Annotated in this window: 24 protein-coding genes and 2 pseudogenes; 13 read left to right on the top strand and 13 right to left on the bottom strand. The window is 72.0% G+C overall.

Annotated elements, in window-relative coordinates; genetic code table 11:
- Positions 1-3: 3 nt before the first annotated feature.
- Positions 4-717, top strand: a complete 714-nt coding sequence (hemQ, locus tag OG844_RS17295; RefSeq protein WP_329206337.1) for a hydrogen peroxide-dependent heme synthase — start codon at positions 4-6, stop codon at positions 715-717.
- A gap of 217 nt (positions 718-934) precedes the next feature.
- Here hemQ and OG844_RS17290 read toward each other — a convergent pair whose 3' ends face one another.
- The 5 genes from OG844_RS17290 to OG844_RS17270 all read right to left on the bottom strand — a co-directional run bounded on the left by OG844_RS17290 (position 935) and on the right by OG844_RS17270 (position 5909).
- On the bottom strand, positions 935-1717 hold the full coding sequence (locus OG844_RS17290) for a TIGR04222 domain-containing membrane protein (protein ID WP_406391279.1): 783 nt from the start codon (positions 1715-1717) through the stop codon (positions 935-937).
- A gap of 100 nt (positions 1718-1817) precedes the next feature.
- Entirely contained in the window at positions 1818-2867 is a 1050-nt protein-coding gene (locus OG844_RS17285) for a TIGR04222 domain-containing membrane protein (RefSeq protein ID WP_406391278.1), read from the bottom strand.
- Positions 2868-2872: 5 nt separating this feature from the next.
- On the bottom strand, positions 2873-4165 hold the full coding sequence (locus tag OG844_RS17280; protein ID WP_406391277.1) for a DUF692 domain-containing protein: 1293 nt from the start codon (positions 4163-4165) through the stop codon (positions 2873-2875).
- A gap of 107 nt (positions 4166-4272) precedes the next feature.
- Positions 4273-5022 carry a DUF4142 domain-containing protein gene (locus OG844_RS17275; RefSeq protein ID WP_406396169.1) on the bottom strand — a complete coding sequence of 250 codons (750 nt, stop codon included), beginning with the start codon at positions 5020-5022 and terminating at the stop codon, positions 4273-4275.
- 149 nt (positions 5023-5171) lie between these two features.
- On the bottom strand, positions 5172-5909 hold the full coding sequence (locus OG844_RS17270) for a peptidyl-tRNA hydrolase (protein ID WP_406391275.1): 738 nt from the start codon (positions 5907-5909) through the stop codon (positions 5172-5174).
- A 72-nt stretch (positions 5910-5981) separates the two neighbouring features.
- On the opposite strand from OG844_RS17270, the gene OG844_RS17265 reads away from it, so the two are divergent.
- The 4 genes and pseudogenes from OG844_RS17265 to OG844_RS17250 all read left to right on the top strand — a co-directional run bounded on the left by OG844_RS17265 (position 5982) and on the right by OG844_RS17250 (position 8625).
- Positions 5982-6659 (top strand): AIM24 family protein, encoded by a 678-nt coding sequence (locus OG844_RS17265; protein WP_406391273.1) that lies wholly within the window; start codon positions 5982-5984, stop codon positions 6657-6659.
- 11 nt (positions 6660-6670) lie between these two features.
- Positions 6671-7039 (top strand): annotated as a pseudogene (locus tag OG844_RS17260) (ATP-binding cassette domain-containing protein); the annotation flags it as partial.
- A 681-nt stretch (positions 7040-7720) separates the two neighbouring features.
- Positions 7721-8431, top strand: coding sequence for an ABC transporter (locus tag OG844_RS17255; protein WP_406396168.1), 711 nt, complete (start codon positions 7721-7723; stop codon positions 8429-8431).
- A 14-nt stretch (positions 8432-8445) separates the two neighbouring features.
- The gene (locus OG844_RS17250; protein ID WP_406391272.1) at positions 8446-8625 is read left to right on the top strand and encodes a hypothetical protein; all 180 of its coding nucleotides are present in this window, start codon (positions 8446-8448) and stop codon (positions 8623-8625) included.
- Positions 8626-8633: 8 nt separating this feature from the next.
- Here OG844_RS17250 and OG844_RS17245 read toward each other — a convergent pair whose 3' ends face one another.
- The 4 genes from OG844_RS17245 to zapE all read right to left on the bottom strand — a co-directional run bounded on the left by OG844_RS17245 (position 8634) and on the right by zapE (position 12823).
- Positions 8634-9497 carry a polysaccharide deacetylase family protein gene (locus OG844_RS17245; protein ID WP_406396167.1) on the bottom strand — a complete coding sequence of 288 codons (864 nt, stop codon included), beginning with the start codon at positions 9495-9497 and terminating at the stop codon, positions 8634-8636.
- Positions 9498-9710: 213 nt separating this feature from the next.
- Entirely contained in the window at positions 9711-11087 is a 1377-nt protein-coding gene (locus OG844_RS17240; protein WP_406391271.1) for an alkaline phosphatase PhoX, read from the bottom strand.
- Between the two features lie 134 nt (positions 11088-11221).
- A complete protein-coding gene (locus tag OG844_RS17235) occupies positions 11222-11647 on the bottom strand; it encodes an OsmC family protein (protein ID WP_351171086.1) in 426 nt (141 codons plus the stop codon).
- A gap of 84 nt (positions 11648-11731) precedes the next feature.
- Complete coding sequence (zapE, locus tag OG844_RS17230) at positions 11732-12823, bottom strand: cell division protein ZapE (protein ID WP_406391269.1); 1092 nt, start codon at positions 12821-12823, stop codon at positions 11732-11734.
- A 37-nt stretch (positions 12824-12860) separates the two neighbouring features.
- On the opposite strand from zapE, the gene OG844_RS17225 reads away from it, so the two are divergent.
- The 4 genes from OG844_RS17225 (at position 12861) to msrB (ending at position 16124) form a co-directional block, all read left to right on the top strand.
- Positions 12861-13658: a pyrimidine reductase family protein gene (locus OG844_RS17225; protein WP_406391267.1), complete on the top strand. Its 798-nt coding sequence runs from the start codon at positions 12861-12863 to the stop codon at positions 13656-13658.
- A 157-nt stretch (positions 13659-13815) separates the two neighbouring features.
- Positions 13816-14268, top strand: a complete 453-nt coding sequence (locus OG844_RS17220) for an indole-3-glycerol phosphate synthase (RefSeq protein WP_406391265.1) — start codon at positions 13816-13818, stop codon at positions 14266-14268.
- A 44-nt stretch (positions 14269-14312) separates the two neighbouring features.
- Positions 14313-15707: a UDP-N-acetylmuramate--L-alanine ligase gene (murC, locus tag OG844_RS17215; RefSeq protein WP_406391264.1), complete on the top strand. Its 1395-nt coding sequence runs from the start codon at positions 14313-14315 to the stop codon at positions 15705-15707.
- 9 nt (positions 15708-15716) lie between these two features.
- A complete protein-coding gene (gene msrB / locus OG844_RS17210) occupies positions 15717-16124 on the top strand; it encodes a peptide-methionine (R)-S-oxide reductase MsrB (RefSeq protein ID WP_406391262.1) in 408 nt (135 codons plus the stop codon).
- Positions 16125-16182: 58 nt separating this feature from the next.
- Here msrB and OG844_RS17205 read toward each other — a convergent pair whose 3' ends face one another.
- Complete coding sequence (locus tag OG844_RS17205; protein WP_406391260.1) at positions 16183-16653, bottom strand: hypothetical protein; 471 nt, start codon at positions 16651-16653, stop codon at positions 16183-16185.
- A gap of 282 nt (positions 16654-16935) precedes the next feature.
- On the opposite strand from OG844_RS17205, the gene OG844_RS17200 reads away from it, so the two are divergent.
- A complete protein-coding gene (locus tag OG844_RS17200) occupies positions 16936-17808 on the top strand; it encodes a peptidoglycan-binding protein (protein ID WP_406391259.1) in 873 nt (290 codons plus the stop codon).
- A gap of 83 nt (positions 17809-17891) precedes the next feature.
- Here the strand turns inward: OG844_RS17200 and OG844_RS17195 are convergent, their stop codons facing one another.
- Positions 17892-20336 (bottom strand): GTPase-associated protein 1-related protein, encoded by a 2445-nt coding sequence (locus OG844_RS17195; protein WP_406391257.1) that lies wholly within the window; start codon positions 20334-20336, stop codon positions 17892-17894.
- Between the two features lie 262 nt (positions 20337-20598).
- Here OG844_RS17195 and OG844_RS17190 point away from each other — a divergent pair, with 262 nt between their 5' ends.
- Complete coding sequence (locus tag OG844_RS17190) at positions 20599-21444, top strand: alpha/beta fold hydrolase (RefSeq protein WP_406391255.1); 846 nt, start codon at positions 20599-20601, stop codon at positions 21442-21444.
- A 60-nt stretch (positions 21445-21504) separates the two neighbouring features.
- Here the strand turns inward: OG844_RS17190 and OG844_RS17185 are convergent, their stop codons facing one another.
- The gene (locus tag OG844_RS17185) at positions 21505-22263 is read right to left on the bottom strand and encodes a DeoR/GlpR family DNA-binding transcription regulator (protein WP_406391253.1); all 759 of its coding nucleotides are present in this window, start codon (positions 22261-22263) and stop codon (positions 21505-21507) included.
- A 73-nt stretch (positions 22264-22336) separates the two neighbouring features.
- On the opposite strand from OG844_RS17185, the gene OG844_RS17180 reads away from it, so the two are divergent.
- Together OG844_RS17180 and OG844_RS17175 are read left to right on the top strand one after the other, a co-directional pair.
- Positions 22337-23536 (top strand): MFS transporter, encoded by a 1200-nt coding sequence (locus OG844_RS17180; protein WP_406391252.1) that lies wholly within the window; start codon positions 22337-22339, stop codon positions 23534-23536.
- 73 nt (positions 23537-23609) lie between these two features.
- Positions 23610-24128, top strand: coding sequence for a hypothetical protein (locus OG844_RS17175; protein WP_406391251.1), 519 nt, complete (start codon positions 23610-23612; stop codon positions 24126-24128).
- A 37-nt stretch (positions 24129-24165) separates the two neighbouring features.
- On the opposite strand, the pseudogene OG844_RS17170 reads toward OG844_RS17175, so the two are convergent.
- Positions 24166-25083, bottom strand: a pseudogene (locus OG844_RS17170) (MFS transporter); the annotation flags it as partial.
- Positions 25084-25086: the final 3 nt, after the last annotated feature.

Raw genomic sequence — 25086 nt, 5'->3', positions numbered from 1 at the left:
CGTATGAGTGCGCCAGAGAAGCTTCCGAACGCCGGTAAGAAGGCCAAGGACCTCAACGAGGTCATCCGCTACACGCTGTGGTCCGTCTTCAAGCTGCGAGATGTGCTCCCCGCCGACCGCGCCGGCTACGCCGACGAGGTCCAGGAGCTGTTCGACCAGCTCGGAGCCAAGGACATCACGGTCCGCGGCACCTACGACGTGTCCGGTCTGCGCGCCGACGCCGATCTCATGATCTGGTGGCACGCCGAGACCTCCGACGAACTGCAGGAGGCGTACAACCTCTTCCGGCGCACCAGGCTGGGACGGGCACTGGAGCCGGTCTGGTCGAACATGGCGCTGCACCGTCCCGCCGAGTTCAACAAGTCGCACGTGCCGGCGTTCCTGGCCGACGAGACCCCGCGCGACTACATCAGCGTGTACCCCTTCGTGCGCAGCTACGACTGGTACCTGCTGCCGGACGAGGACCGCCGCCGCATGCTCGCGGACCACGGCAAGATGGCCCGCGGCTACCCCGACGTGCGTGCCAACACCGTCGCCTCGTTCTCGCTCGGCGACTACGAGTGGGTCCTCGCCTTCGAGGCCGACGAGCTGTACCGCATCGTCGACCTCATGCGTCATCTGCGGGCCTCCGAGGCGCGGTTGCACGTGCGCGAAGAAGTCCCGTTCTACACCGGGCGCAGGAAGTCCGTCGCAGACTTGGTGGCCGGGCTCGCATAGCCAGCGTTTCCGATCACCCGACCCGGAAGATCAGTTGGCGGGCAACGGCGTGCAATGACGCCGCCCGCCGTTCCAGCGACACCGGGTCCGGCTCCGGGGCCACTTCGGCCTCGGACCGGCGAACTGCGGTGGTCTGCGGGGGAGTCAGCCATACCTCCCCGCAGGCCGCCGCTTCTCGTTTTTCACGGCCGGTGAGCGGCCGGTGCGTTTGGGGCGTTCATTGGCCCGAATGCGCCGTGCGGCCGCTGCGCAGGGCCGCACGCAGTTCCGGGTCCTCGACGGCCCCCACACCCCGTACCGCCACCGCCGCCAGCAGGTCGCGGTCCGCTCCGTGCGCCGGGGCCGGCAGCGAGTCCAGCCACCGCTGCCCGGACGGCGAGGCCCACGGGCTGTACGGATGGTTCTCGACACGGGCTATGGCCAGGCAGCCCAGCGTGAGGACGAGCGGCAGCCCGAACCAGGCCACCACCGGACCCGCGTACCCGGGGTCCTGACCTGGGATCAGCGCGGCGGCAGCGGCCAGCACCACCACCAACGCCGCCGCACCCCGCACCGCCCGCACCGCGGACCCCAGGGACGTCCGGGTCCCGTGCGGTACGGCGAGGCCCGCCGCGACGAGCCGGTCGGCGAGGGCGCGTACGGCCTCGGCGGCCGCGGCAGCGGCCCGTATCGGGGCTATCCGGGACTGCCCCTCCGGGCCGATCGCACGGATCACCGTGCGCTCGACCTCGTCCCTGCCCTCCGGGTCGACGACCGTCGCCCAGCCCGTGTGGGCGAGCAGCAGCCGGCGCCGCAGGTGCATGGAGACCAGTGCCAGGTCGGCGACCCGGTGCGGGCCGCCGGCCAGGAAGGCCGTCTCGTACAGGTTGAGTTCGTGAGGGGCGGGTTCGCGCCCGGCCTCTGACGGCCGCTGGGCCGTACCTGCGGTGACGAGGCAGAGCCGGATGCAGGAGATGGCCGCCGCGCCCCACGCGACCAGAAGGAACAAGACCCAGAGCATGGCGGAGTTCTATGCGAGACGGGCGTGTGGGCGCCATGGGCTGTTCACGATATGGACGAATTGTGGTCACGGACGGTCATCGGTGGCCGAAACCATGCGTTCAGGAACTGCTGCCGCAGCTCGAACCACTGCTGCTGCAACTCGAACCACTGCTGCTGCTACAGCTCGACCCGCCGCTCGATCCGCCGCAGCTCGATCCGGAGCTGCAGCTCGATCCGGAGCTGCAGGACGACCCCGACCCGTGGCCGCCACCCCCGCTGGAACTTCCGCAGCCCCCGCCACCGCCGGGGCTCGACCCGGCGCACCACATCACCGGCAGGAGCGCGGTGCTCGCGGCGTAGGAGTCCGTCGAGGGGGAGGAGGACGTCCGGAAGGACGACGAGGAGCGCCTGGCGGGCAGGTGGCGCGCGGCTGCGAGCAACTGCCCCTGGAGCGCGGGGTCGGGGAGGGCGCCCAGCCCTCGTGTGGCCACCAGGTGGGCCGGGTCGCCCACGTAGGCGTGGGCGGCCGTGTAGCCGTCGGCGGCCCGGCGCCCCGCCCGGGTGATCCGGGCCTTGGCCGACGCGGCCGTGAGGCCGCCCACCAGGGCCCCGCCGGCGAGTGCGGGCAGCACCTTCACGATGAACGGGACCGGAACGTCCGCGTAGCCCTCGTGCAGGACGTACTGGAGGAACGTCAGCAGAAGGCTGACGGGCCCGGCCACCAGGCACACCGACAGCTGGGCGATGGCCCACCGGCGGCGGGTCCGGTTCTCCTCCGGTGCGACCAGCAGCCCGCGCGCCGCCAGACCGTCGCCGATCTCCTGCACCGCCGGATGCCGCATCACGGCCTGCCGCAGCGTGTGCAGGGCGCCGCTCGGGGCGGCGCCGAGCTCCTGGAGCACGGCACGCTCCACCGCGTCCCGGGCCTCCGGGCGTTGTACGGCGACGATGCCCGGACCGCCGATGGCCAGTCGCCCGTCGGTGTGCAGGGCGGTGAGCGCGGTGTCCACGACCCTGGCCGGACCGCCGTTGAGGAAGGCGGCCTCGGAGAGGTCGTGCACGTACGCGTCGGGGCCGGCGCCGCTGCGGCCGGCCTTGCGGGTCGCGACGATCAGGAGCGTCGAGGAGACCACCACGGCGACGGTCATCGCAAGGGCAAGGGCGTTCATCGGGGTCACCTTCCCATGAGAGCGGTACGGGCTGCCCGGACCAGACGGGTGCCGCGGCGCGGCGGCCGCGCGGCCGCGCGGTCCTGCCACCAGTGAGTCAGCCTGCGGCGGGCTGCGTCGTCGGCCGGAGCCCCCGCGACGAGCAGCTGCTCGGCGAAGGCCAGGGCGTCACGACGGTAACCGCCGGACATGGGCCGGGTCCTGGCGTACGCGAGGAACGCGCCCCGGTAGCCGTCGCCGAGGATCTCCGGGAGCTCGGGTGCCACCTTGGCGACGACCTCGGCCCGCTTGGCGGCCAGGGCGCGGCTCTGCACACCGAGGCGCCGGTGGTCGAAGCCCTCCGGCCCGGGCGTGCCGGCGACCAGCGACGAGAGCAGTGCGGTCTGGGCGACGGCGACGCGGTCGCGGGCACCTGCGGCCCGGCCGGCCGGTTCCTGGGACCGCGCGGGCGGCCGTCGCACGGGTGCCGGCACGTCGGCCGCCCCGGCCAGCGTGGCGCGGATCGTGGCCAGTTCGCCCGCCAGTTCCGCGGTCGGCGGGAAGTCGTCGTCGCGCTCCAGCAGCACGCCGGGCGGATCGATTCGGGAGCGGAGCTCGGCGAGCACGTCCAGGACCGGCTGCGTGACGGGATGGGCGTGCGTGTCGTGCCAGACTCCGTCCCTCTCCGTGCCGCCCGCCACATGGACGTACGCGATGGCCTCGACCGGCAGTTCGTCGAGGGCCTTCGCCGGGTCCTCGCCCCGGTTGACGTGATTGGTGTGCAGATTGGCGACGTCGATCAGCAGCCGTACGCCGGTGCGCTCGACCAGCTCCGCGAGGAACTGCCCCTCGGTCAGCTCCTCGTCCGGCCAGGAGATCAGCGCGGCGATGTTCTCCAGGGCCAGCGGCACGGGCAGCGAGTCCTGGGCGATCCGCACGTTCTCGCAGAGCACCTCCAGCGCGTCCCAGGTCCGCGGCACGGGCAGCAGGTGCCCCGCCTCCAGCCCCGGCGACGCGGTGAGCGGCCCTCCGGCCCGTACGAACGCGATGTGCTCCGTCACCAGCGGCGCGCCCAGCAGGGTGGCCCGCGCCGCCAGGTCGGCGAGGCGGCCCGCATCCGGGCGGTCGGCCCCGCCGAGGCCCAGCGAGACGCCGTGCGGGACGACGGTGACGCCGCGCTCCCTGAGGCGGGCGAGGGACGCGGGGAGGTGGTCGGTGCAGATGTTCTCCGCCACCGCCTCGACCCAGTCGATCCCGGGCAGCGCCTCGATGGCGTCCTCGATCTCAGGCCGCCAGCCGATTCCTGTTCCCAGCTTCATCCGTCCCCCTCCTCGGTCCGTCGCTCCGTGCAGGGGTCATGGCCCCGCCACGCGGCGGTGAATCCGAAAAGGGGGACGTTCAGAGCTTGATTTGAGGTTCCCGGGGCCTACGGCTGCGGGAGCGGCTCCATCGTGGGCGGCACCGGGCGCGAGGTGAACGACTGGTCCCCCGTCGGTGTCACCGGCACCGGGACCTGCGGGACTCCTCCGTTCGACACGGGCGGGCCCGAGGGGCTGGCGGTCGACGCGCCCGCCGCCTCGCGGGCCAGGCCGTCGAAGTCGACGAACCCGGTGCGCTCCAGCATGGTGATGTGGTCCAGGACGGTCTGGTTGGCGTCCGAGGCAAGCTGTCTGATCAGCGAGTTGCGCGTGGTGTGCCGGACCTGGGCCACCAGCGCGAAGACCTTGCCGTGCGCGTTGCGCAGCAGATTGGCGAACTTGCGCTCGTACTCCTGGCCGCTCGCCGCCGTCAGCTCGCGCAGCCAGCCCTGCTGGATGTCCGACGGCTGGTTCGGCAGCTCCACGCCGAGCTTGGCGGCCACGTCCCGCGCCCGCCGGTCCAGATCCGTGTGCCCGACCACCAGGTGGTCGCCCGCCTCCTTCACCGCCTCGCTCGGGGCGCGTTCGATGGCCTGCTGTCCCGCCGGCAGCTCCCACAGTCCGGCGAGGCGCACCTTGACCAGGAAGTCCCGGTCGGTCGCTGAGAGCGGGCCCCACTGGGTGGCGACACTGGACGCGTTCAGATTGGCCTCGCCGGTCCCCGAGCGGTCGGCGTACGACCAGACGGGATAGGCGAGCGCGCCGAGTGTGGCGACAAGTGCCGCGATGATGAGGGCCGTTCCGTTGATGCGTCGCAACAAGAGTGTCTCCCGGGCCGATACGTGGCAGCTCTGAACCAACCGCCAACTGACTCGTGATTCAACCTACTCGTCGGTAATGGCGGTGCGGCAGTACCCGGAGGTACGTATTTCGGCGCAGGGATGTTCAGCAGGAGGGCGAGTGATCTTCAGCGGCGCAGTGCCGGATGGTCCGCGACCACCGTGCAGGACCCCGGCGCGATCTCCGTGAACCCGGCGTCGCGCACCACCGGCAGGCCGCTCACGGTGAGTTCGCTCCAGCGGCCCGGGGCAGGGGTCGCCACGGAGAGAGGGAAACCCGCCTCCCGCCACGCCTTGCGCTCCGTGTCCGACAACTCCCACCAGGCGAGTTGCGCGCCGTGCCCGGCCTGGGCCATCGTCTTGCCCGCCGACATGCCGAGCTCCGGATTCAGCCAGAGCACCGGGCCGGTACCGTCGGGTGCGGCCGGCGGCTCCGGATCGTCGAGGTCCGTGCCCGACACCTGGAGCTTGGCAAGCTCCTTCGGCCAGCCGTCCAGAGGCACCGGCGGGTACACCCGCACCTCGGCCCGCTCGCCCGTGACCGTGATCCCGGGCAGCGCGGACGCCTTGCGCCACTCCGCACCGCGTGCCCGCCGCACCACCTTGCGGATCCGGGCGTCCTGCCAGTCCCGCATGAGCTGCGCCCACTCGCCCTCACCGAGCGAACGTTCGTCGGAGAGCATCGTGAGCACCGCGCGGGCGGCGGTCCGCAGCGCGTCGGTGCGTGCCGGGGGATCCGTCTTCTCGATGTGCACCACCAGGGGCAGCACGAACTGAGGTGCCTCGTCGCGCGCCGTCGGCTCGGTGCGGAACGGACTGTCCGCAGGATCTGCGGGAAGGGACTCGGGAAGGTCGTCGCTGCTCACGGAGCCCAGTCTGCCAGGCCCCCGCAAACCGGTTCTTGGCGGAACGAAGGGCTCCGGGTGAGGATGCACGGCATGAAGAGCGATCTCTTTTCCAGCGAGCACATGGCCCAGCAGGCCACCGCCCCCGGTATGTCCCTGCAGAACGCCAAGTCCATCAAGTACGCCGTCAACGGTGAGATGCACGCGCGTCAGGGATCGATGATCGCTTTCCGCGGCAGTCTTCAGTTCGAACGCAAGGGCCAGGGCCTCGGCGGCATGCTCAAGCGCGCGGTCACCGGCGAGGGGCTGGCGCTCATGGCGGTCCGCGGCCAGGGCGAGGCGTGGTTCGCCCACGAGGCGGCCAACTGCTTCATCGTCGAGATGGAACAGGGTGACGTCCTGACCATCAACGGCCGCAACGTCCTCTGCTTCGACGCGAGCCTCTCGTACGAGATCAAGACCGTGAAGGGTGCCGGCATGACCGGCGGCGGCCTCTTCAACAGCGTCTTCAGCGGCTACGGCAAACTCGGCCTGATCTGTGACGGCCAGCCGATCGTGATACCCGTGACCGCCCAGCAGCCGGTGTACGTCGACACGGACGCGGTCGTCGGCTGGAGCGCCCAGCTCTCCACCTCGCTGCACCGCTCGCAGAGCTTCGGCTCGATGGTGCGCGGCGGTTCGGGAGAGGCCGTCCAGCTGATGCTCCAGGGCGAGGGGTTCGTGATCGTACGGCCCAGCGAGCTCAAGCCGGAGAAGGCGTCGGCCAACTGAACCTCCACGGGGTGGGCCGCCGGTACGGCCTCCGCGGCGCCTGGGTGCTGCGCGGGGTCGATCTGGTGCTGCCCACGCGCGGCCTGGTCCGGATCGAGGGCGCCAACGGGACGGGCAAATCGACCTTGTTGCGGCTGCTCGCCGGCATCGACGTGCCGTCCGAGGGGCGGATCACGGGCAGGGCGCGTACGGCGTACGTCCCCGAGCGCTTTCCGGCCGCCCTGCCCTTCACGGCGGCCGGCTACCTCGTCCACCTCGGCCGGATCCACGGACTGCGGACCGCCGAGGCGGCCTCGCGTGCTCAGGAGTGGCTGACGCGCTTCGGTGCGGCGGAGTACGCCCGTACACCGCTCTCTGAGCTGTCCAAGGGCACCAGCCAGAAGGTCGCCGTCGCTCAGGCGCTCCTGGCCGAGCCGGACCTTCTCGTCCTGGACGAGGCATGGACCGGCCTGGACACCGGGGCCCGGGACGAACTGGACCGGGCCGTCGGCGAGCGGGTCCTGGCGGGGGCCACCGTCGCCTTCGTCGACCACGATCCGCGCCGCCTGGCCGGCAGCGTCGATGCCGCGTACCGGCTGGAAGGCCGCACCCTGGCCCCGGCGGGGCTCCCGCTTCCGCTCGCACAGCCCGGCCCCCGCGTGCGGATCGACGCGACAGGTCCGGCGGGCGGAGCCCTCCCGCCCGGACTCCGGGGTGCGCTCGCCGTGGAACGGACCGGGGGCGACGCCACGGAACGGGTGCGCCTCACCGTCACCGCGGCACACTCGGACGCTGCCCTGCGGGTCCTGCTCGCGGCCCGCCCGCCCTGGCACATCGCCGAGGTCGCGCCGATCCCGCTCACGGACCGGGCGGTCACGCGGGACCGGGACCCGGACCGGGCTGGGGCACCGGGCCGAGCACCGGCCCCGGATCTGGCCCCGGACCGCGGTGCGGCACCGGCCCCGGATCTGGCCCCGGACCGCGGTGCGGCACCGACCCCGGATCTGGCCCCGGACCGCAGTGCGGCAGCGGACCGGGCCGTGGCAGTGACACAGTTCCCGGACCCTGCCCCCGTCCCGGTCATCGCGTCGTCCCCGGCGCCCCGGCCCGCACGCCGGGGCGCCACGGCTGCTCTGACGCGCTATCAGGCCGGACTGCTGGCGCGCTCGCAGCGCTGGCTCGCGCCCGTCCTCCTCTACGCGACCTTTCTCGGCGTCGGTGTGGGGGCCGGGCAACCCCTGCTGGACTCGCTCGGTTACGCGGCCGCCGCTCTGCTGCCCGTCGCCGCGTGGTTCGTACGGCTCTGCGTCACCCAGGAACCGCCCGCCGCCCGGACGGTCGCGGCCGCCGCCGCCGGGCAGCCGCAGGTCCACTGCGCCGCCCTGCTCACCGCCCTCGGATCCGCACTTGCCCTGGGCGTCGTGGCCGACGGGATCGTACTCCTCATCAGTAGGCCGACCAGCACCGACAGAACCGTCGACCTGCCGATCCTGCCCGCAGCCTGCGCCGGCCTGCTCGCCGCCGTCTGCTGCGCCCTGCTGGGAGCGGCGGTCGGAGCGCTCTGTTCCCGGCCGCTGCTGCAGCGCCACGGCTGGTCGTTGGTCGCCACCGTGTTCGGGAGCCTGCTCGCCCTGGTGGCCGGCGGCTCACCCGCGAGGTACGCGGTGACGAGCCTGGTCACCGGTTCGTCGGCCGGGACCGTCCCGGTCCCCGTCCTTCCGCTGGTCGGGGCCGCTGTCATCGCCGCAGCGGTGGCCGCCGTCACCTCTCGGCTCACTTCACTGCGCGGGTGAGTACGCTCGCAGGCATGGACGATGCGTACTGCGAGACGCCCGCGCCGGCCCCCGCACCCGTCGACTCGGGCCCGCCGTACGCCGAGTGCGTGCTGTGCCGGAAGCCGACCGAGTACCCGGAGGCGACCAAGGGCAGCACCCTCTGCCCCGTCTGCGAGTGGCAGGAGGCGGGGCGCACCGCCTGCTCTGGCTGAATCGGCCCTCAGCCCCGCATCAGCTCGGAGACCTTGACGAAGCGGTAACCCCGCGCGCGCAGCTCGGGGACCACGCGCCGCACGGCCTCGTCGGTGACCGGCGCCGCGCTGCGCGTGCAGTGCATGACGACCAGCGAGCCCGGCTTCACGCCCGCCAGTACCTGCTCGGCCACCGCGTCCGGGTCCGTGGCGAACGCGTCGCCGCTGACGACGTCCCACTGGACCGCCGTCACCCCGGTGGCCGCCAGGGCCTTCAGCGAGGCGTCGTCGTAACAGCCGCCGGGAAAGCGGAAGTACGGCACGACGTTGCGCGCCCCCGTCTTCCGGATCGCGGTGAACGCCCTCTCCACCTCGCCGCGCATGTCGCCCTTCGCGACGGTCGGCAGCCCGTAGCAGGGGGAGGAGAAGGCGTAGTGGCTGTACGAGTGGTTGGCGACCTCGAACAGCGGGTCCGTGCCGATCGAGCGGGCCTGGACCGGGTACTCCTGGGCCCACCGACCGGTCATGAAGACCGTCGAAGGCACCTTCAGCCGACGCAGCAGCGTGACCAGACCCGGGTTGTCGAAGTGCTCGCCCGCGGCGGCGCGCGGACCCTGATCTGCCGTCATGTCCGCGTCGAAGGTGAACGCCACGACCTTGTCGGTGCTGCCTGCCTGGCCGTTCCGTCGACCGGATCCGTCGGAGCGGCGCTCGAAGACGGGAGTGAGCCCGGCCGGCCCCGGAGCCATCGTGGGCGGCTTCGATCGCGTGCCCTGCGCTTTCGCCGCGTGGCTCGGGCTCGGGGCGGCCGAGGGCCCGAGGGCATGGGTGCGGGCGGCCTCCGGTGTCCCGCAGCCTGCGAGCACCGCACTCAGAATCGTCAGCAGGGTCATCGTACGAACTGATTTGATCACTGAAGGACGTTAGCTGATGGGTGGTCAACAACTCCTCGCGGCACCCCGGCACCCCGGCACCCCGGCACCCCGGCACCCCGGGGCTCCGGCGCTCCGGTCTACAGGTCCCGGAGCCGACGTGTCCGGCCCGGCCGCAACGCACCGGGGCCGGGCAGCGGCGTGCTGCCCGGCCCCGGTCCAGCTACCGGCCGCTCAGCGCCAGGGGCCCGTCACGGCGAACGTCGTCCCCGGCGTGTAGCAGTTCAAGAACATCGTCTCGCCGTCCGGCGAGAACGTCACCCCGGCGAACTCGCCCCATTCCGGCTCCTCGGCCGTTCCGATGTTCTGCCGCCCCCGCGCCATCGGGTAGACCTCGCCGCGCCGGGTCACCCCGAGGACATGCTGTGCGCCGCCGCCGTCCTCGCACACCATCAGCCCGCCGTCGGAGGCCAGGCAGATGTTGTCCGGGGACTCGCCGGGCAGCTGGATGTCCGAGTCCGGGCCGAAGACCACCACCAGCGTGAGCCGGCGCCGCTTCGGCTCGTACCGCCAGACCTGGCCGAAGTGGTCGGCCGCCGACCCCTCCGAACTGTGGGCGAAGCTGGAGACGAAGTAGACGGACGAACCGCCCCAGTAACAGCCCTCCAGCTTCTGGGCGTGCGTGATGCCCTTCGGGCCGAAGTCCTGCAGCCGGATCGGAGTCCCGACGGCCTGGGGATCGGGGACGGGTACCCACTCGATCCGGTCGAAGCTCGCCCCGGTCTCCTGGACGGCGGACAGGTCGGGTACCCCGGGCACCCGCATGGCCTCGAGCGCGCCCCCCGCCCGCAGCGAGCCTGTGCCGCCGAGCGGCTTCTCGGGGAGGAAGCGGTAGAAGAGCCCGAACGGCTGCTGGAACGCGTCCTCGGTCTCGTACACGATCCCGTTCTTCGGATCGACCGCGATCGCCTCGTGCTGGAAGCGGCCCATCGCCGTCAGCGGTACGGCTCCGGTACGGCGCGGATCGGCGCCGTCCACCTCGAAGATGAACCCGTGGTCCTTGGTGTAGCCGTTGGTGCCGGCTTTGTCCTCGGTCTCCTCGCAGGTCAGCCAGGTGTTCCACGGGGTCGGGCCGCCCGCGCAGTTGACCGCCGTACCGGCGATGGCGACGCGCTCCCCGAGTACGTTCCCCCGGCTGTCGAGCTCCAGGGCCGTACAGCCGCCCTTGGCCGTCGGGTCGTACGTGAGTCCCTCGACCGTCGGTACGCCGATCTTGCCGGTGGGCCGGTTCTCGTGGTTGCGCACGAGGTGGACCCGGCCCCGGCGGCCGGCGAAGGCGGCCATACCGTCGTGGTTGCTCGGGACCCGGCCCTCGCCGGAGCGGAGGGGGTCCCCCTCCCGGGAGAGGACCCGGTAGCGGAAACCCCTCGGCAGATCGAGCAGTCCGTCGGGGTCGGGCACGAGGGGGCCGTAGTCGCCGTGGCCCCGGGCGGCGGCGGTGCCGGCGAAGAGTTCGGTGAAGGCCCCGGCGAAGGCGATCGAGGCGGCGGTCGCGCCGGTGCCGGCCAGGACCTGTCGTCGTGTCGCGTGTCCTTGAGGTGCTGATGACATGAGGCAACTCCCTGTTGGCGGACAGGTGCAGTGACCCGCATGTGTGTACCACGCGTAGTGTCGCGCGGGAACCATGCGGGCCACCGTGCCTCGATGTGCCGCAGGGACGGACGTGGCCCCCAGGGCAGGTGGGATCAGGCCAGCGAAGCGCTGAGCGTGATCGTCGTGCCCGTCAGCGCCTGGCTGACGGGGCAGTTCACCTTGGCGTCCTCGGCGGCCTTCACGAAGCCCGCCTCGTCCAGACCCGGGACCTCGCCCTCCACGGTGAGGTGGATGCCGGTGATGCCGGTACCGGGCTGGAAGGTGACGTCCGCCTGGGTGTTCAGCTTGGTCGGCGGGGTGCCCGCCTTGGCCAGGCCGTTGGACAGAGCCATCGAGAAGCAGCTGGAGTGCGCGGCCGCGATGAGCTCCTCCGGGCTGGTCTTGCCGTTCGCCTCCTCCGCGCGGGACGGCCAGGAGACCTGGAACTCCCCGATCCCGGAGGAGTCGAGGGTGACAACGCCCTTGCCCTCGAGCAGGTTGCCTTCCCAGACCGTGTGCGCCTGACGCGTGGTAGCCATGCTGGATCCCTTCAAACGGTGTGCGCGGTTATACGGGACGTACGAGGGGCTGTGAGGCTCCTCGTACGCGGTACGCCCCCGAACCTACTGCGCCACCAGTCCCTTTGCGTCACGCGCCAGTGCCGTCAGTCGGGAGATCGCCCGGAAGTACTTCTTCCGGTACCCGCCGTTCAACATCTCGTCGCTGAACAGTTGGTCGAACGGAAGACCGGACGCGAGCACCGGGACCTCGCGGTCGTACAGCCGGTCGGCGAGCACCACCAGACGCAGCGCCGTCGACTGGTCCGGCACCGGCTGCACATCGGTCAGGCAGACCGCCGTGATGCCGTCGGTCAGCGCTCCGTAGCGGCTCGGATGGACCCGGGCGAGATGGTCGAGCAGGCCGGGGAAGTCGTCCAGGGCGGCGCCCGGGGTGGCGTACGCGGCCCTGGTGACCTGCTCGTCGGAGTACGGCGGCGGGGCCTCGGGCAGCCCGCGGTGACGGTAGTCCTCGCCGTCGATCCGCAACGGCCGGAAGTGCGAGGACAGCCCCTGGATCTCGCGGAGGAAGTCGGCGGAGGCGAAACGGCCCTCGCCGAGCTTGCCGGGCAGGGTGTTCGACGTGGCGGCCAGCGCGACACCCGCCTCGACGAGCCTGCTGAGCAGCGACGACACCAGAACCGTGTCGCCCGGGTCATCCAGTTCGAATTCGTCGATGCACAGGAGCCGGTGGCCGCTCAGGGTCTGCACGGTCTGCTGGAAGCCCAGCGCGCCGACCAGGTTCGTCAGTTCGACGAACGTGCCGAAGGCCTTGAGCGAGGGGGCGGCCGGAGTGGCGTGCCAGAGGGAGGCCAGCAGATGGGTCTTGCCGACGCCGTATCCGCCGTCGAGATAGACCCCGCGCGGGCCGGTGGGCGGCGCGGGCTTCTTGCTGAACCACTTGCGTCTGCCCGCACCACTGGCGTGCGCCCCGCCGAGACCACCGGCGAAAGCGCTGAGCACCTTGACGGCCTCGGTCTGGCTCGGCTGGTTCGGGTCGGGTACGTACGTATCGAAGCGCACCGCGTCGAAGCGCGGCGGCGGCACCATCTCCGCGACCAGGCGGTCGGCGGGGACGCGCGGCTCGAGGGCGCACAGGGACTGCGGGGCCGTTTCGGCTATGGGGCTCTGCCCCGGCACGGCGGTGGAGGACGACACAACTCTCCACCTTAAGGGCCGTGCCAGACTGCGGGGCATGCGACGCCTGCTCCCTGTGACGGACCTGACAATCGCGGACCCGGAAATGGCGGCCGGGAGGACATCCGCAACCAGCGATCGCGAGTGGACACTCGACGAGCTGGCCGACGCCTACGCCTACCCCGAGGGCGGCCGCCCCTGGCTGCGCGCCAACATGGTCTCCACCCTGGACGGCGCGGCCCAGCACGACGGCCGCTCCCAGGGCATCTCCAGTGCGACGGACATGCGGATCTTCGGCACGCTGCGCGGGCTGGCCGATGTGATCGTCGTCGGCGCGGAGACAGTGCGGCTGGAGGGCTACCGGCCCGCCCGGGCCCGCGATGCCTTCGCCGCCCGGCGCGCGGCGGCCGGGCAGGGCCCCGCCCCCGCGATCGCCGTCGTGAGCGCGAGCCTGGACCTGGACTTCTCGCTCCCGCTCTTCGTCTCCCCCCTGGTCCCGACCCTGGTGATCACCGGGGCGGCGGCACCCTCGGACCGGATCCATGCGGCCCGGGACGCGGGTGCCGAGGTGCTGATCGCCGGGGACGGCGCCGGCGTCGAGCCGGCGCGGGCGGTTGCGGAGCTGGGCGCGCGCGGCCTCACCCGGCTGCTCACGGAGGGCGGCCCCCGGCTGCTGGGGCAGTTCGTGGCGGCCGGGGTGCTGGACGAGCTCTGTCTGACCGTGTCCCCGATGCTCACCGCCGGGGATGCGCAGCGCATCGCGGGAGGCCCCGGGGTGACCTTGCCGGAACGTTTCTTCCTCACCTCCCTGCTGGAAGAGTCGGGATTCCTCTTCACCCGGTACGGGAAGATCTGACACGTAGCGGAATTTTCCGTTCCGGTTAGCTTCGGATGGGCACACTTAGTCCTGCAGACCTCGTGCAATTGCGGGGAAGGATGGTTTCAGCAGCAGCGGCCGTCCAGGGCCGACGAGATGAAACGGAAGGGCGCCTGCCGTGTTCACAAGCGTTTTGATGATCGAGAAGCCCCTCACTCCCGAGGACGTGGAGTTCGTCACCACCCTCCACGGTGAGGAGCGGATCTCGTTCGTCGTACTGATGCAGCCACGCGGTGACCAGGCCGATGTCCTGTTGCGGGCGATCGACGACGTGGCGCTCGGCGAACTGAGAGAAGCGGTCCGCGAGGGCGATGAGCCGGAGGGCAGGGCGGCGCAGGAGCCCGCCGCGGTCGCCCTGGAGTACTCGCTCCAGGAACTGCGCAAGGCAGGGTCCGAGGCCGTCGGACAAGTGATCGAGGACCACCCCCTGGACAAGCTGAAGACCGTGGTCGACGACGCGGGGGCGGACGAGGTCATCGTGCTGACCGCACCGCACTACGTGGAGGAGTTCTTCCACCGCGACTGGGCGTCCCGGGCCCGTCACAAGGTCGGCGTACCGGTGCTCAAGCTCTTCGCGCACAGCGAATAGGCTGGGCGGACCACATCGACGTCACACCTTCGGGAGACACACGCATGGCACCCGGTATTCCTGCCGCCCTTGAACGGCCGCACTTCATCGGCATCGGCGGCGCCGGGATGTCGGGCATCGCGAAGATCCTCGCCCAGCGAGGAGCGAAGGTGGCAGGCAGCGACTCCAAGGAGTCCGCCACCGCCGAGGCCCTGCGGGCGCTGGGGGTCACCGTCCACATCGGGCACGCCGCCGGTCACCTGGCGGACGACGCGTCCTGCGTGGTCGTCTCCAGCGCCATCCGCCCGGACAACCCCGAGCTGGTCCGCGCCGCCGAGCTGTCCGTGCCCGTCGTGCACCGCTCCGACGCGCTCGCCGCCCTGATGCAGGGTCTGCGCTCCCTCGCGGTCGCCGGTACGCACGGCAAGACCACCACCACGTCGATGCTCGCCGTGGCCCTGTCCGAGCTGGCCCTCGAACCCTCGTACGCCATCGGCGGCGACCTGGAGGGTCCGGGCACGAACGCCGCTCACGGCGGCGGCGACATCTTCGTCGCCGAGGCGGACGAGAGCGACCGCAGCTTCCAGAAGTACGACCCCGAGGTCGCGATCGTCCTCAACGTCGAGCTGGACCACCACGCGAACTACGCGTCGATGGAGGAGATCTACGACTCCTTCGAGACGTTCGTCGGCAAGATCGTCCCCGGTGGCACCCTGGTCATCTCCGCAGACCAGCCGGGCGCGGTGGAGCTGGTCCAGCGGGTCCGCGACATCTCCTCGCTCAACGTCGTCACCTACGGCGAGTCCGACACCGCCGACGTACGGGTCCACAAGGTCACCCCGCGCGGGCTGACGAGCGAGGTCACCGTCGTCCTGGGCGCCAAGTACCTCACCTTCACGGTCTCCGTGCCCGGCAGCCACTACGCCCACAACGCGGTCGCCGCCCTCGCCGCCGGTGTCGCCCTCGGCATCCCGGCGCACAACCTGGCCTCCGCCATCGGCAAGTACACCGGGGTCAAGCGCCGTCTCCAGCTCAAGGGCGAGGCCGCGGGGGTCCAGGTCATCGACTCCTACGCGCACCACCCCACGGAGATGACCGCCGACCTGGAAGCCATGCGCGGCGCGGCCTCCGAGGCCCGCCTCCTGGTCGTCTTCCAGCCCCACCTCTTCTCCCGCACCCAGGAGCTCGGCACCGAGATGGGCCAGGCCCTGGCCCTCGCCGACGCCTCGGTGGTCCTTGACATCTACCCGGCCCGCGAGGACCCGATCCCGGGCATCACCAGCACCCTGATCGTCGACGCCGCCAAGGCGGCCGGGGCCGACGTCACGGCCGTCCACGACAAGGCGGCGATCCCCGCCGTCATCGCGGGAATGGCGAAGCCGGGCGATCTGGTTCTCACGATGGGAGCGGGCGATGTCACCGACCTCGGCCCGCAGATCCTGGACCACCTGTCGAGCTGAGGAGCCACCGTGTCGTACGACGTCGAGAAGCCCGACGAGCAGTGGCGGGCGGAGCTGAGCCCCGCCGAGTACGCGGTGCTGCGCAAGGCAGGCACCGAGCCCGCGTTCGTGGGTGAGTACACCGACACCAAGACCGCGGGCGTCTACTCGTGCCGCGCATGCGGGGCGGAGCTGTTCCGCTCCGACACCAAGTTCGAGTCGCACTGCGGCTGGCCGTCCTTCTACGACCCGAAGGACACCGACGCGGTCGAGCTGATCCAGGACAACAGTCTGGGCATGGCCCGTACCGAGGTCCGCTGCGCCCGCTGCGGCTCGCACCTGGGCCACGTCTTCGAGGGCGAGGGCTATCCCACGCCGACGGACCAGCGCTACTGCATCAACTCGATCTCGCTGACCCTGGCGCCGGACGAGGGCTGAGCACGGAGACGGGGCGGCGCCGCGGTCGGTCCTCCTGGGACTCTGCGGGCGCCGCCGGTCAGTCCTCGTCGGGCTCCGCGGACGTCTCGGGGCGCAGCAGCGGGTGCGCGACGCCGGGGAACACCCGGGCCCGCACGACTTCCTCGGCGGACCCGCCCTGGACCACCGTCTCCGCGACGCCCCACGGCCGGCCGGCCAGCCGCACGGTCAGCGTGTACGAGGACGAGCAGCCGGTGCACTCGTAGCGGTCGGCCCAGATCTCCACGTCCGTGACGCTGCCCGGATACCGCTTCACGTGCAGGTGCCTGGCATGGCAGTGGTCGCACGTCTCGCCCGGCTCGCACGTGCCGCCGCACGGACAGGGCACGTCCAGCGACTCCGCGGGCTGCCAGCGCTGGATCAGCCTGGCCTCGCGGGTCGCGCCCATGTCCTTCATGGCCTTCAGATTGCGCGCGGCGACGTTGTACGACTCGCCGGTCGCGGCCATCCGGTCCCGGATGACGTCCTTGCGTCCGCGGTTCGTCGTCATGTGTTCCTCCTGGGTGTACGCAGCCCGTCAGGAGGCCCACGAAATCGTTCTCCCTACGGTACCTGGCGCACCACCCCCGCCGCCCCGGCCCCGGCCCGCAGCCCGGGCGGCCCCGTGTACCCACAGTGCGACCGTCCGTCCGGTACCCGTACCTGCGGCGGCGAAGGCTGCCAAGGCGGCGAAGACGGCCGGAGCCGCCGGTTCGGGCGGGCTCACGGCGGGGCAGGACGACGGTGGACAGCCCGAGAAATGACGCACCACCTGGGTAGAAGGAGCACCACGATGGCAACGCCTCTGTCCGCCGACAAACTGCTCAAGGCCCTCCGGGACGAAGGTCTGCACGTCGTCGAGCACCGGAGCTGGCGCACGCACAACCGCAACCACAAGGGCCCGTGGGGGCCCGTCCACGGGGTGATGATCCATCACACCGTGACCTCAGGCACCCAGAGTTCCGTCGACCTCTGCTACGACGGCCATTCGACCCTGCCGGGCCCGCTGTGCCACGGTGTGATCGCCAAGGACGGTTCGGTCCACCTGGTCGGCCACGGCCGCGCCAACCACGCCGGACTCGGCGACGACGACGTCCTGCGCGCGGTGATCGACGAAACGACGCTGCCCGCCGACAACGAGGCCAACACCGACGGCAACCGTTCCTTCTACGGCTTCGAGTGCGTCAACCTCGGCGACGGCAAGGACCCGTGGCCGGCAGCTCAACTGGAGGCCATCGAGAAGGCCGCCGCCGCGATCTGCCGGGCGCACGGCTGGAACAACCGCTCGGTGATCGGCCACAAGGAGTGGCAGCCGGGGAAGATCGACCCGCGCGGGTTCACGATGGACTCGATGCGCAGCCGGATCAAGGCACGCCTCGGCGGACAGCCGGACGGCCCCTCCGAGCCGCCCGCGCCGAAGTACGAGCCGTTCCCCGGTGCGGCGTACTTCCGGGCGGGCCGGAGCAGCGCCGTCATCACGGCGATGGGGAGGAGACTGGTGGCCGAGGGCTGCGGAACGTACGAGGTCGGCCCGGGCCCCGCCTGGTCGGAGGCGGACCGCACGTCGTACGCCGCCTGGCAGCGCAAGCTGGGCTACTCGGGAAGCGGCGCGGACGGCATTCCGGGCAAGGCCAGCTGGGACAAGCTCAAGGTGCCCAACGTCTGAGCCGCCGCGTCCGGTACCCCTGGGTGCCGGACCGCCCGGATCACCCGCCGCGTCCGGTACCCCCGGGTGCCGGACCGCCCGGTTCACCCCCGGCGTACCCGCCCGACGATCCGCTTGCCCAGCCGCCCGATCGAGCGGGACGGCCGGCGGTTCCAGGTGCGGAAGGCCTCGAGCGTGCGGCTGTTGACCTCGCGCTCGACGGCCCCTTCCACTGCCGCGACCCCGTCGGGAGACAGGGCGCGCACCGCCGGGCGCAGCACCTCGTCCAGCAGGGCGGTGCGGGTCCTGGTCCAGGCGTCGCCGGCGTGCGGGTGTGCGGTCCACACGGTGAAACAGTCCGCCACGTAAGCGGGTTCGGCCCGGAGCCGGGTCAGGACCTCGTCGCGGCGGGCGACCCTGCCGTAGGCCGCGATCAGGTCCTCGTCCCCGCTGTGCACGAACGCGTACAGCTCCGCCTCCGGCCGGTCCGGGGCGAGCAGCCGCTGGGCGAGGGCACCGTGGGCGTGCTCGAGCACCAGCGGCTCCACCGGCTCGGCGAGGGCGCGCAGCGACCTGGCCCGCTCCGCCCAGCCGGGCTCGACCGCACCGGAGCGGACGTCCCGGGCGAAGTCCAGCAGCAGCAGCGAGGCACGCACCCGGGCGCCGATGTCCTGCGGGAAGCTGCGCAGAAGGTCGTGGGCGAGTTCCGGGGCGGCCTCGTCGTCGAAGGGCGCGGCGAGCGCGGCGGCGACGAGATGCCTCCAGGTGCCGGCCGTCCGGTGCGCGTCCGACGTCGTCTCGCCCAGCAGCGAACGCGCCTCGCCCGCCGTCGGGGTGTCCTCGCCCCACACCAGGCCCACTGCGGTCCGCAGCACCAGCGGCTCGGCGAACGGGGACATGCCGGCCGCCCGCAGCACCGTGTGCAGGACCATCACCCGGTCGGCGCCGCGGGCCTTGGCGCCGGGAGCCCCGGCACACATCCGCAGATGCGGCAGCGCCTGCGTCCCTGTGAACGGCAGGGCGACCCGGACCAACAGCCGCTCCGTCCCGGCGGGGTCGTCCGGCGCGAGCCGGTCCAGCTCGCCCAGCAGCGCCGTACGCACGTCGAACTGCTCGTCCAGCAGGTCGAGCAGCGCGGGGCAGGCGCCGGCCTCCGGGTCGTCGAGCAGCGCACGCGCCAGCCTGCCCACGACACCGGGCAGCAGATCCGCACAGTCCATGCCGAGCAGCCGCACGATCCGCAGCACCTGCACGGTCCGCGCGACACCCCGCGGAACTCCGGCCGCGAGCTCCGCCAGCAGGTCCTCGCCGAGCTCCGTGACCAGCGCGGCGACGGCACGCTCCCCGGCCGGCTCGGCGAATGCCGAACGCGGGGGCGGTTCGAGGGCGACATCGGTGCCCCGTACCGCCTCCGTCACCAGCAGCGCGGCCAAGGGCGCCGTGACAGCGGCGGGGGAGCGGCCGTCGAGGGCCGTGAGCAGCCGGAGCGCGGAGGCGCATTCGGCGGCCGTCCGGTCGTCGGCGGGCGCCGTCAGCGCGTCGGTCAGCTGCCGGGTCTGCTTCTCGTCCAGGGCATACGGCCGTTCAGCCGCCCAATCAGCCGCCGCGGCACGCTCGTTGGACCCGAGCGCGATGCCGGCGCCGAGCGCTGTCACGGCGAGCGGCCCGGCGGCGAAGGGCTCGCCCGGCAGCTCCGCCGCGTCCCGGAAGAGCTCGGGTGCCCGGCTGCGCCAGATGCGGGCAGCGGTCCCGGCCCAGGCGTCGTCGACGGGAGACGCGGGGCGCGGGCCGGTGCTCGCGTGCACCCGGAAGCGGTGGTCGCCCGCGTCGGGGGCGTCCTGCGGCAGTACGCCGATCACCTGGTGCGACGCGCGTTCCGGATGCCGGGTGTACGTGGTGAACGTCAGTCGTTCGGCGTGTTCCCGTGGCAGTACGGCGGCGGCCAGTGCGACCCACCGGGCCACGTCCGCGCTGTGGCGCTCGACGAGGACGACCGGCGGCGCGGACGGATCCTCGCTCACCCGGCGCAGGTCGGCGAGTACGGCCGCGAGCCAAGGGCTACGGGACACGGCGAAGTCGCCCAGCCCCTCGCGGGAGAGGCCGCCGGAGGCGGACGGTGAGGTGGAGCGCGCGGTCAGCGGATCGGGCAGCACACGGTCAGGTGTGGAGGCCAGCCAGCCCGCGGCTCCCCATGCGGCGACCGGGAGCGCACCGCCCGGCAGCGGCGTCCCGGCCGGCAGGTGTACGCCGTGCGCGTGGAACGCTCCGGAGCCGACGGCCACGGTGCGGCCGAGCAGATGACTGCCGTCGGACAGTGCGCTGAAGCTGAACGCGACCGGCAGTGCGCGCAGTTCGGCATCCGTGAGACGCCCGGGTGCCCCAGGTATCCCAGAGGTGCCCGGGGTCCCTGCCGGAGGCTCGTACCGGAGGAGCTGCCCGGCCTCCGCGCGTACCGGCCCGGGTATCGCGGGATCGACGGCGGTGAACCGTCCGCCGGGCTCCCCGTCCCCGGCCGCGGCGGAGGTGTAGTGCAGCTGAGCGAGGCTCATGTGAGTCGGTCCTTTTCCGTGCCACGTCCGTCCGGGCCCACCGCGGTCACAACTCCGTGAAGGGAGCGGTCCGTAGTCGCGTGGGCGACGCTATCAAGGCCCGGGCCATGAGCTCTCGTTGTCGCGGTACGAGGGCGGTACGCGGGTGCTGTGTGGCGCCGGACGTACCGGAATCCGGGGTATCCGCGGCACCCTCGACATGGCCGGAACCCGCATCCCGCGCCACCCCTCCCGGGCGGTGACGGCGGTTTAGGTTGGTCGCATGACCGATGCGCTGCTTTCCGCAGGAGTGGTGGAGTACGAGGACACCGGTGGCGACGGACCGGTGGTGGTCCTGCTGCACGGTGTCGCGATGAACGGCTCGCTCTGGCGGCACGTCGTCGGCGAGCTGCGCGACGACTTCCGGTGCATCGTGCCCACGCTGCCCCTGGGGGGCCACCGCAGGCCCATGCGCCCGGACGCCGATCTGACGGTCCCCGGGGTCGCGCGGCTGGTGGCGGAGTTCCTGGACGCACTGGACCTGACCGACGTCACGCTGGTGATGAACGACTGGGGCGGGGCGCAGGCCCTCGTCGCGGACGGTCGCGACCAGCGGATCGGCAGGCTCGTGATCACGTCCTGCGAGGCGTTCGACAACTTCCCGCCCGGCCTGCCCGGCCGCAATCTGTACGCCGCGGCGAAGATGCCCGGTGGCATCCAGCTCGCCTTCGCGCTCCTCAAACTGAAGCCGATGCGCAGACTGCCCATGACATGGGGGTGGATGAGCAAGCGGCCCGTCCCGGACGAGGTGATGGACGCGTGGTTCCAGCCCTTGTGGACCTCCACCGAGATCCGACGGGACCTCAGGGCGTACGTTCTCGGGGTACCGCCCAAGGACGAACTCCTGCGATGGGCGGAAGGGCTGCGCGCGTTCGACCGTCCCGCACTCGTCGTCTGGGCGACGGAGGACAAGGTCATGCCGCTCGACCACGGACGCAGACTCGCCGAGCTGCTGCCGCAGGGCGAGCTCGTGGAGATCGCCGACAGCTGCACCCTCATCCCGGAGGACCAGCCGCAGCGGCTGAGCGCGGCGATCAGAGCGTTCCTGCTCAAGACCGCAGGGGCCTGAGCCCTCTCCCGGGCGCCAGGTGATCCCGCCGCACGGCCCGCGCGGAACCGGACTGCCGTGTCACACCCTCCGTACGTCCACGCCCACCGCTCTCAGCGCCTCGACCTCGTCATCGGGCGCCGCCGCGTCGGTCACCACCGTGTGCAGGGCGGCGGCGGGGGTGACCAGGGCCAGGGCGGTGCGGGAGAGTTTCGGGGCATCCGCCACGGCGATGACACGGCGGGCCGACGCGATCGCCGCGCGCTTGACCGCCGTGTCCTCGAGGTCGTAGGCGGTCAGCCCGTCGGCGGCGGTCAGGCCGCAGCAGCCGATGACCGCGGTGTCGAAGCGCAGCGAGGCCAGGGACGCCTCGGTCAACGGACCGGTCAGCGCGAGCTCACCGGGTCGCGGGCGGCCTCCGGGCAGCAGCAACGTCAGCCGGTCCGCCCCGGTGAGGGCGTTGGCCGCGTGCAGGGACAGCGGCATGACGGTCAGTCGGCGGTGGGCGAGGGCGTGGGCCACTTCAAGACACGTGGTGCCGCTGTCGACGACGACCGACTCACCGTCCGCGATCAGTGAGGCGACCTCCGCCGCGATGCGCCGCTTCGTCTCCAGGCCCTCCTGCGCCCGCAGGGCGAACGGCGGCTCCTCGCCCCGCAGCACCAGGCTTCTGGCCCCGCCCCGGTAACGCTCCAGGACTCCCTGGCCGGCCAGGGTCTCCAGATCACGACGGACGGTCATCTCCGAGGCGCCCGTGAGCTCGGCCAGCTCCGTCACGGTCTGCCGGCCCGCCGCAAGTACCGCGTGCGTGATCTGTTTCAGTCGGTCTGCGCTCGCCATGGACAAAGTGAACACCATTGATGTGCGTAAAACAAACTTACGAACAGAAAATCTGTTTGTTAGGTTTGCGCGCATGGAAAGACTTCTGCGGGTCGGTCGGCTGGCCACCTTCGTGTACTTCACCCTCTGCGGCTTCATCCTGGGGATGTGGATCGTCCACATCCCCACCATCGAGCACCGGGTGGGTGTCAGTCATGCCGTCCTCGGCTGGCTCCTCCTGCTGCTCGGCGGTGGAGCGTTCGCGGGGATGCAGCTGATCGGTCCGCTCAGCGACCGCTTCGGCGCCCGCAAGGTCGTCCCGGTCAGCGCCCTACTGTCCTGCGCCGCTCTCGTCCTGCCGGGCCTGGCCACCGATGCCTGGACCCTGGGTGCCTCGCTGTTCGTGCTCGGCTGCGTCACGGGATGCCTGGACGTCGCCATGAACGCCCATGCGGTGCAGGTCGAGCGGGGTTACGGCCGGCCCGTGATGTCCGCCTTCCACGCCATGTTCTCCATCGGCGGGGTCTTCGCGGCGCTGGTCGGCGCGTTCACCCTCGGCCGGAACTGGAGTCCGGCGGTCACGCTCGGCGCCATGGCGGTGCTCAGCCTCGTCGTCACCCTGGCCGCGATGCCGGCGCTGCTGCCCCCGGACGCCGCTCCGGCGGAGGCGGACGGCGCCCCGAAGTCCGCCAAGGGCCCCGTGCCACGCCGGATCTGGATCATGGCGGCACTCGCCCTCATGCTCATGCTCTCCGAAGGGGTGGCCGGAGACTGGAGTGCCCTGCACCTCAAGGACGTCCTGGACGCCTCCCCGTCCACCGCTGCCTTCGCCTACGGCGCCTTCGCCACCGCGATGACCATCGGCCGCCTGCTCGCCGACCGGGTCTCCGCCCGCTTCGGACCGGTGGCCATCCTCCGTTACGGATCAGGCCTGGCCGCCGCAGGGCTCGTCCTGGCCGCGCTCTCGCCCACGATCCCCCCGGCCCTGATCGGCTGGACGCTCTTCGGCATCGGCCTGTCCGGCACCATCCCTCAACTCTTCAGCGCCGCGGGCCACATCGACCCGGCCGCCGCGGGAACGAACGTCTCGCGGGTGGCGGGCCTCGGCTACATCGGCATCCTGGCGGGCCCTGCGGTGATCGGGCCGATGACCCACTTCATGCCGTTGAACCTCACCTTCCTCCTGCCGGTCGCCTTCTGCGTCATCGCCTGCCTCACGGCCCCGATCCTCATGACCGACTCGGCGAAGCCTGCCGGGGCCGCGGGCAAGGAGCCCGCACCCCAGGAGGCCTGAGAAGTCCCGGCGCCCCCGTGCCCGCGTAAATCGTGATCAAGGGAATCCGGGGCGCGCGGCCCGTGCCGCGGCCATGAAGGTGCGGCTCGAGGAGCTGGCCCCGCCCGGGTCGGCGGAACGGGCGCGCGTGGACGAGGTGACGGGGTGGGCCGGCCGCGGGTACTGGGACGACATCGAGGCGGCCACCGCGGAGGGGCGTGCGCGACACGAAGGGGCTGCCGCACAGAGCGTTCTGGTCACCGACGCGTGGCGGCGAGCCGCTCATGGTGAGTCCGACGACGAGTGCGGAGAGGACCTCGCCGCCGCCGAACCGGCGGCGGCGGTCGAGCTCCCGCGAGGGCCCCGCAACGCCCCTCTGCGCCTGCTCCTCGCCCGTCGGGCCCCGGCGCACGTGCTGATCCTCGCGCTCCGCGTCCGCGTCAACTACGCCCTGGTGCCGGGCGGCACCCTGACGTACAGCCTGTGGGGCTGGCTGCTCTGGATCCCGGTACTGGCCGCGGAGGCCGAACTCCGCCAGGCGAAGAAGCTGGGACGTGAGCGCGTCATCGCCCGCATGCGGGAGCGCCATGAGCGGGTGGACTGCGCCGCGTGACGCCGGGAGGCGGCGGAGACGGGCACCGGACGGGCACTCAGTCCTCCACGCCCTCCGACCCGGTGCGACGGCGCATGCCGACCCCGGCCAGCAGCGCGCCGGCGGCGCACAGGACCGCGGTGACGACCACGGCGGTGTGCACACCGTTCATGAACGCGTTTCCGCTGCCCTCGATCACCGCGGCCTTCAGCTGCGCCGGCATATCGGCCGAAACGGGCGGGACACCCATGGACACCGCGTCCTCGGCCTCTTCGAAGCCCGTCGCCGCCGCGGCCGGGACACCGGCGGACGTCAGCTCGCCGGTCAGGGAGGAACCCACCTTCCCGCTGATCAGGGAGACCAGCACGGACGTGCCGAACGCACCTCCGATCTGCAGCGAGGTGGCCTGCAGCCCGCCCGCCACTCCGCCGTCCTTCCTCGGCGCGTTGCCGACGATGGCGTCGGAGGAGGCGGACATCACGATGCCGACGCCCAGGCCGATGGCCAGGAACGGCGGCCACAGGGCTGCGTACGGGGAACCGGTGTCCCAGGTCAGCATCCACAGGGCTGCCGCGGCCTGGAGGGCCATGCCGAGGGGCATGGTGAGCCGCGGGCCGAAGCGCTGGGTCAGGGCGGCTCCGAGCGGCGCCGCCACCACGGTGGCCAGGCTGAACGGCAGGGTGCGGACACCGGATTCCACCGGGGAGAAGCCGCGCACGTTCTGCAGGTACAGCATCACGAAGAAGATGACACCGAGCATCACGAAGAAGTTGATCGCGGTGACGATCGTGCCGATGGCCAGGGAACGGTTGCGGAAGAGGCGCATCGGCAGCAGCGGGTGATCGTGGCGGCTCTCGTACCGGCAGAAGTAGGCCAGCAGGACCAGGCCCGCGGCGAGGGACCCCAGCGTTCCGCCCGAGGTCCAGCCCCAGGTCTCACCCTTGACCACGCCGAAGATCAGGGCGACGAGGCCGACGCC

Source organism: Streptomyces sp. NBC_00887 (assembly GCF_045207585.1).
This window is presented reverse-complemented; position numbering and strand designations above follow the sequence as displayed.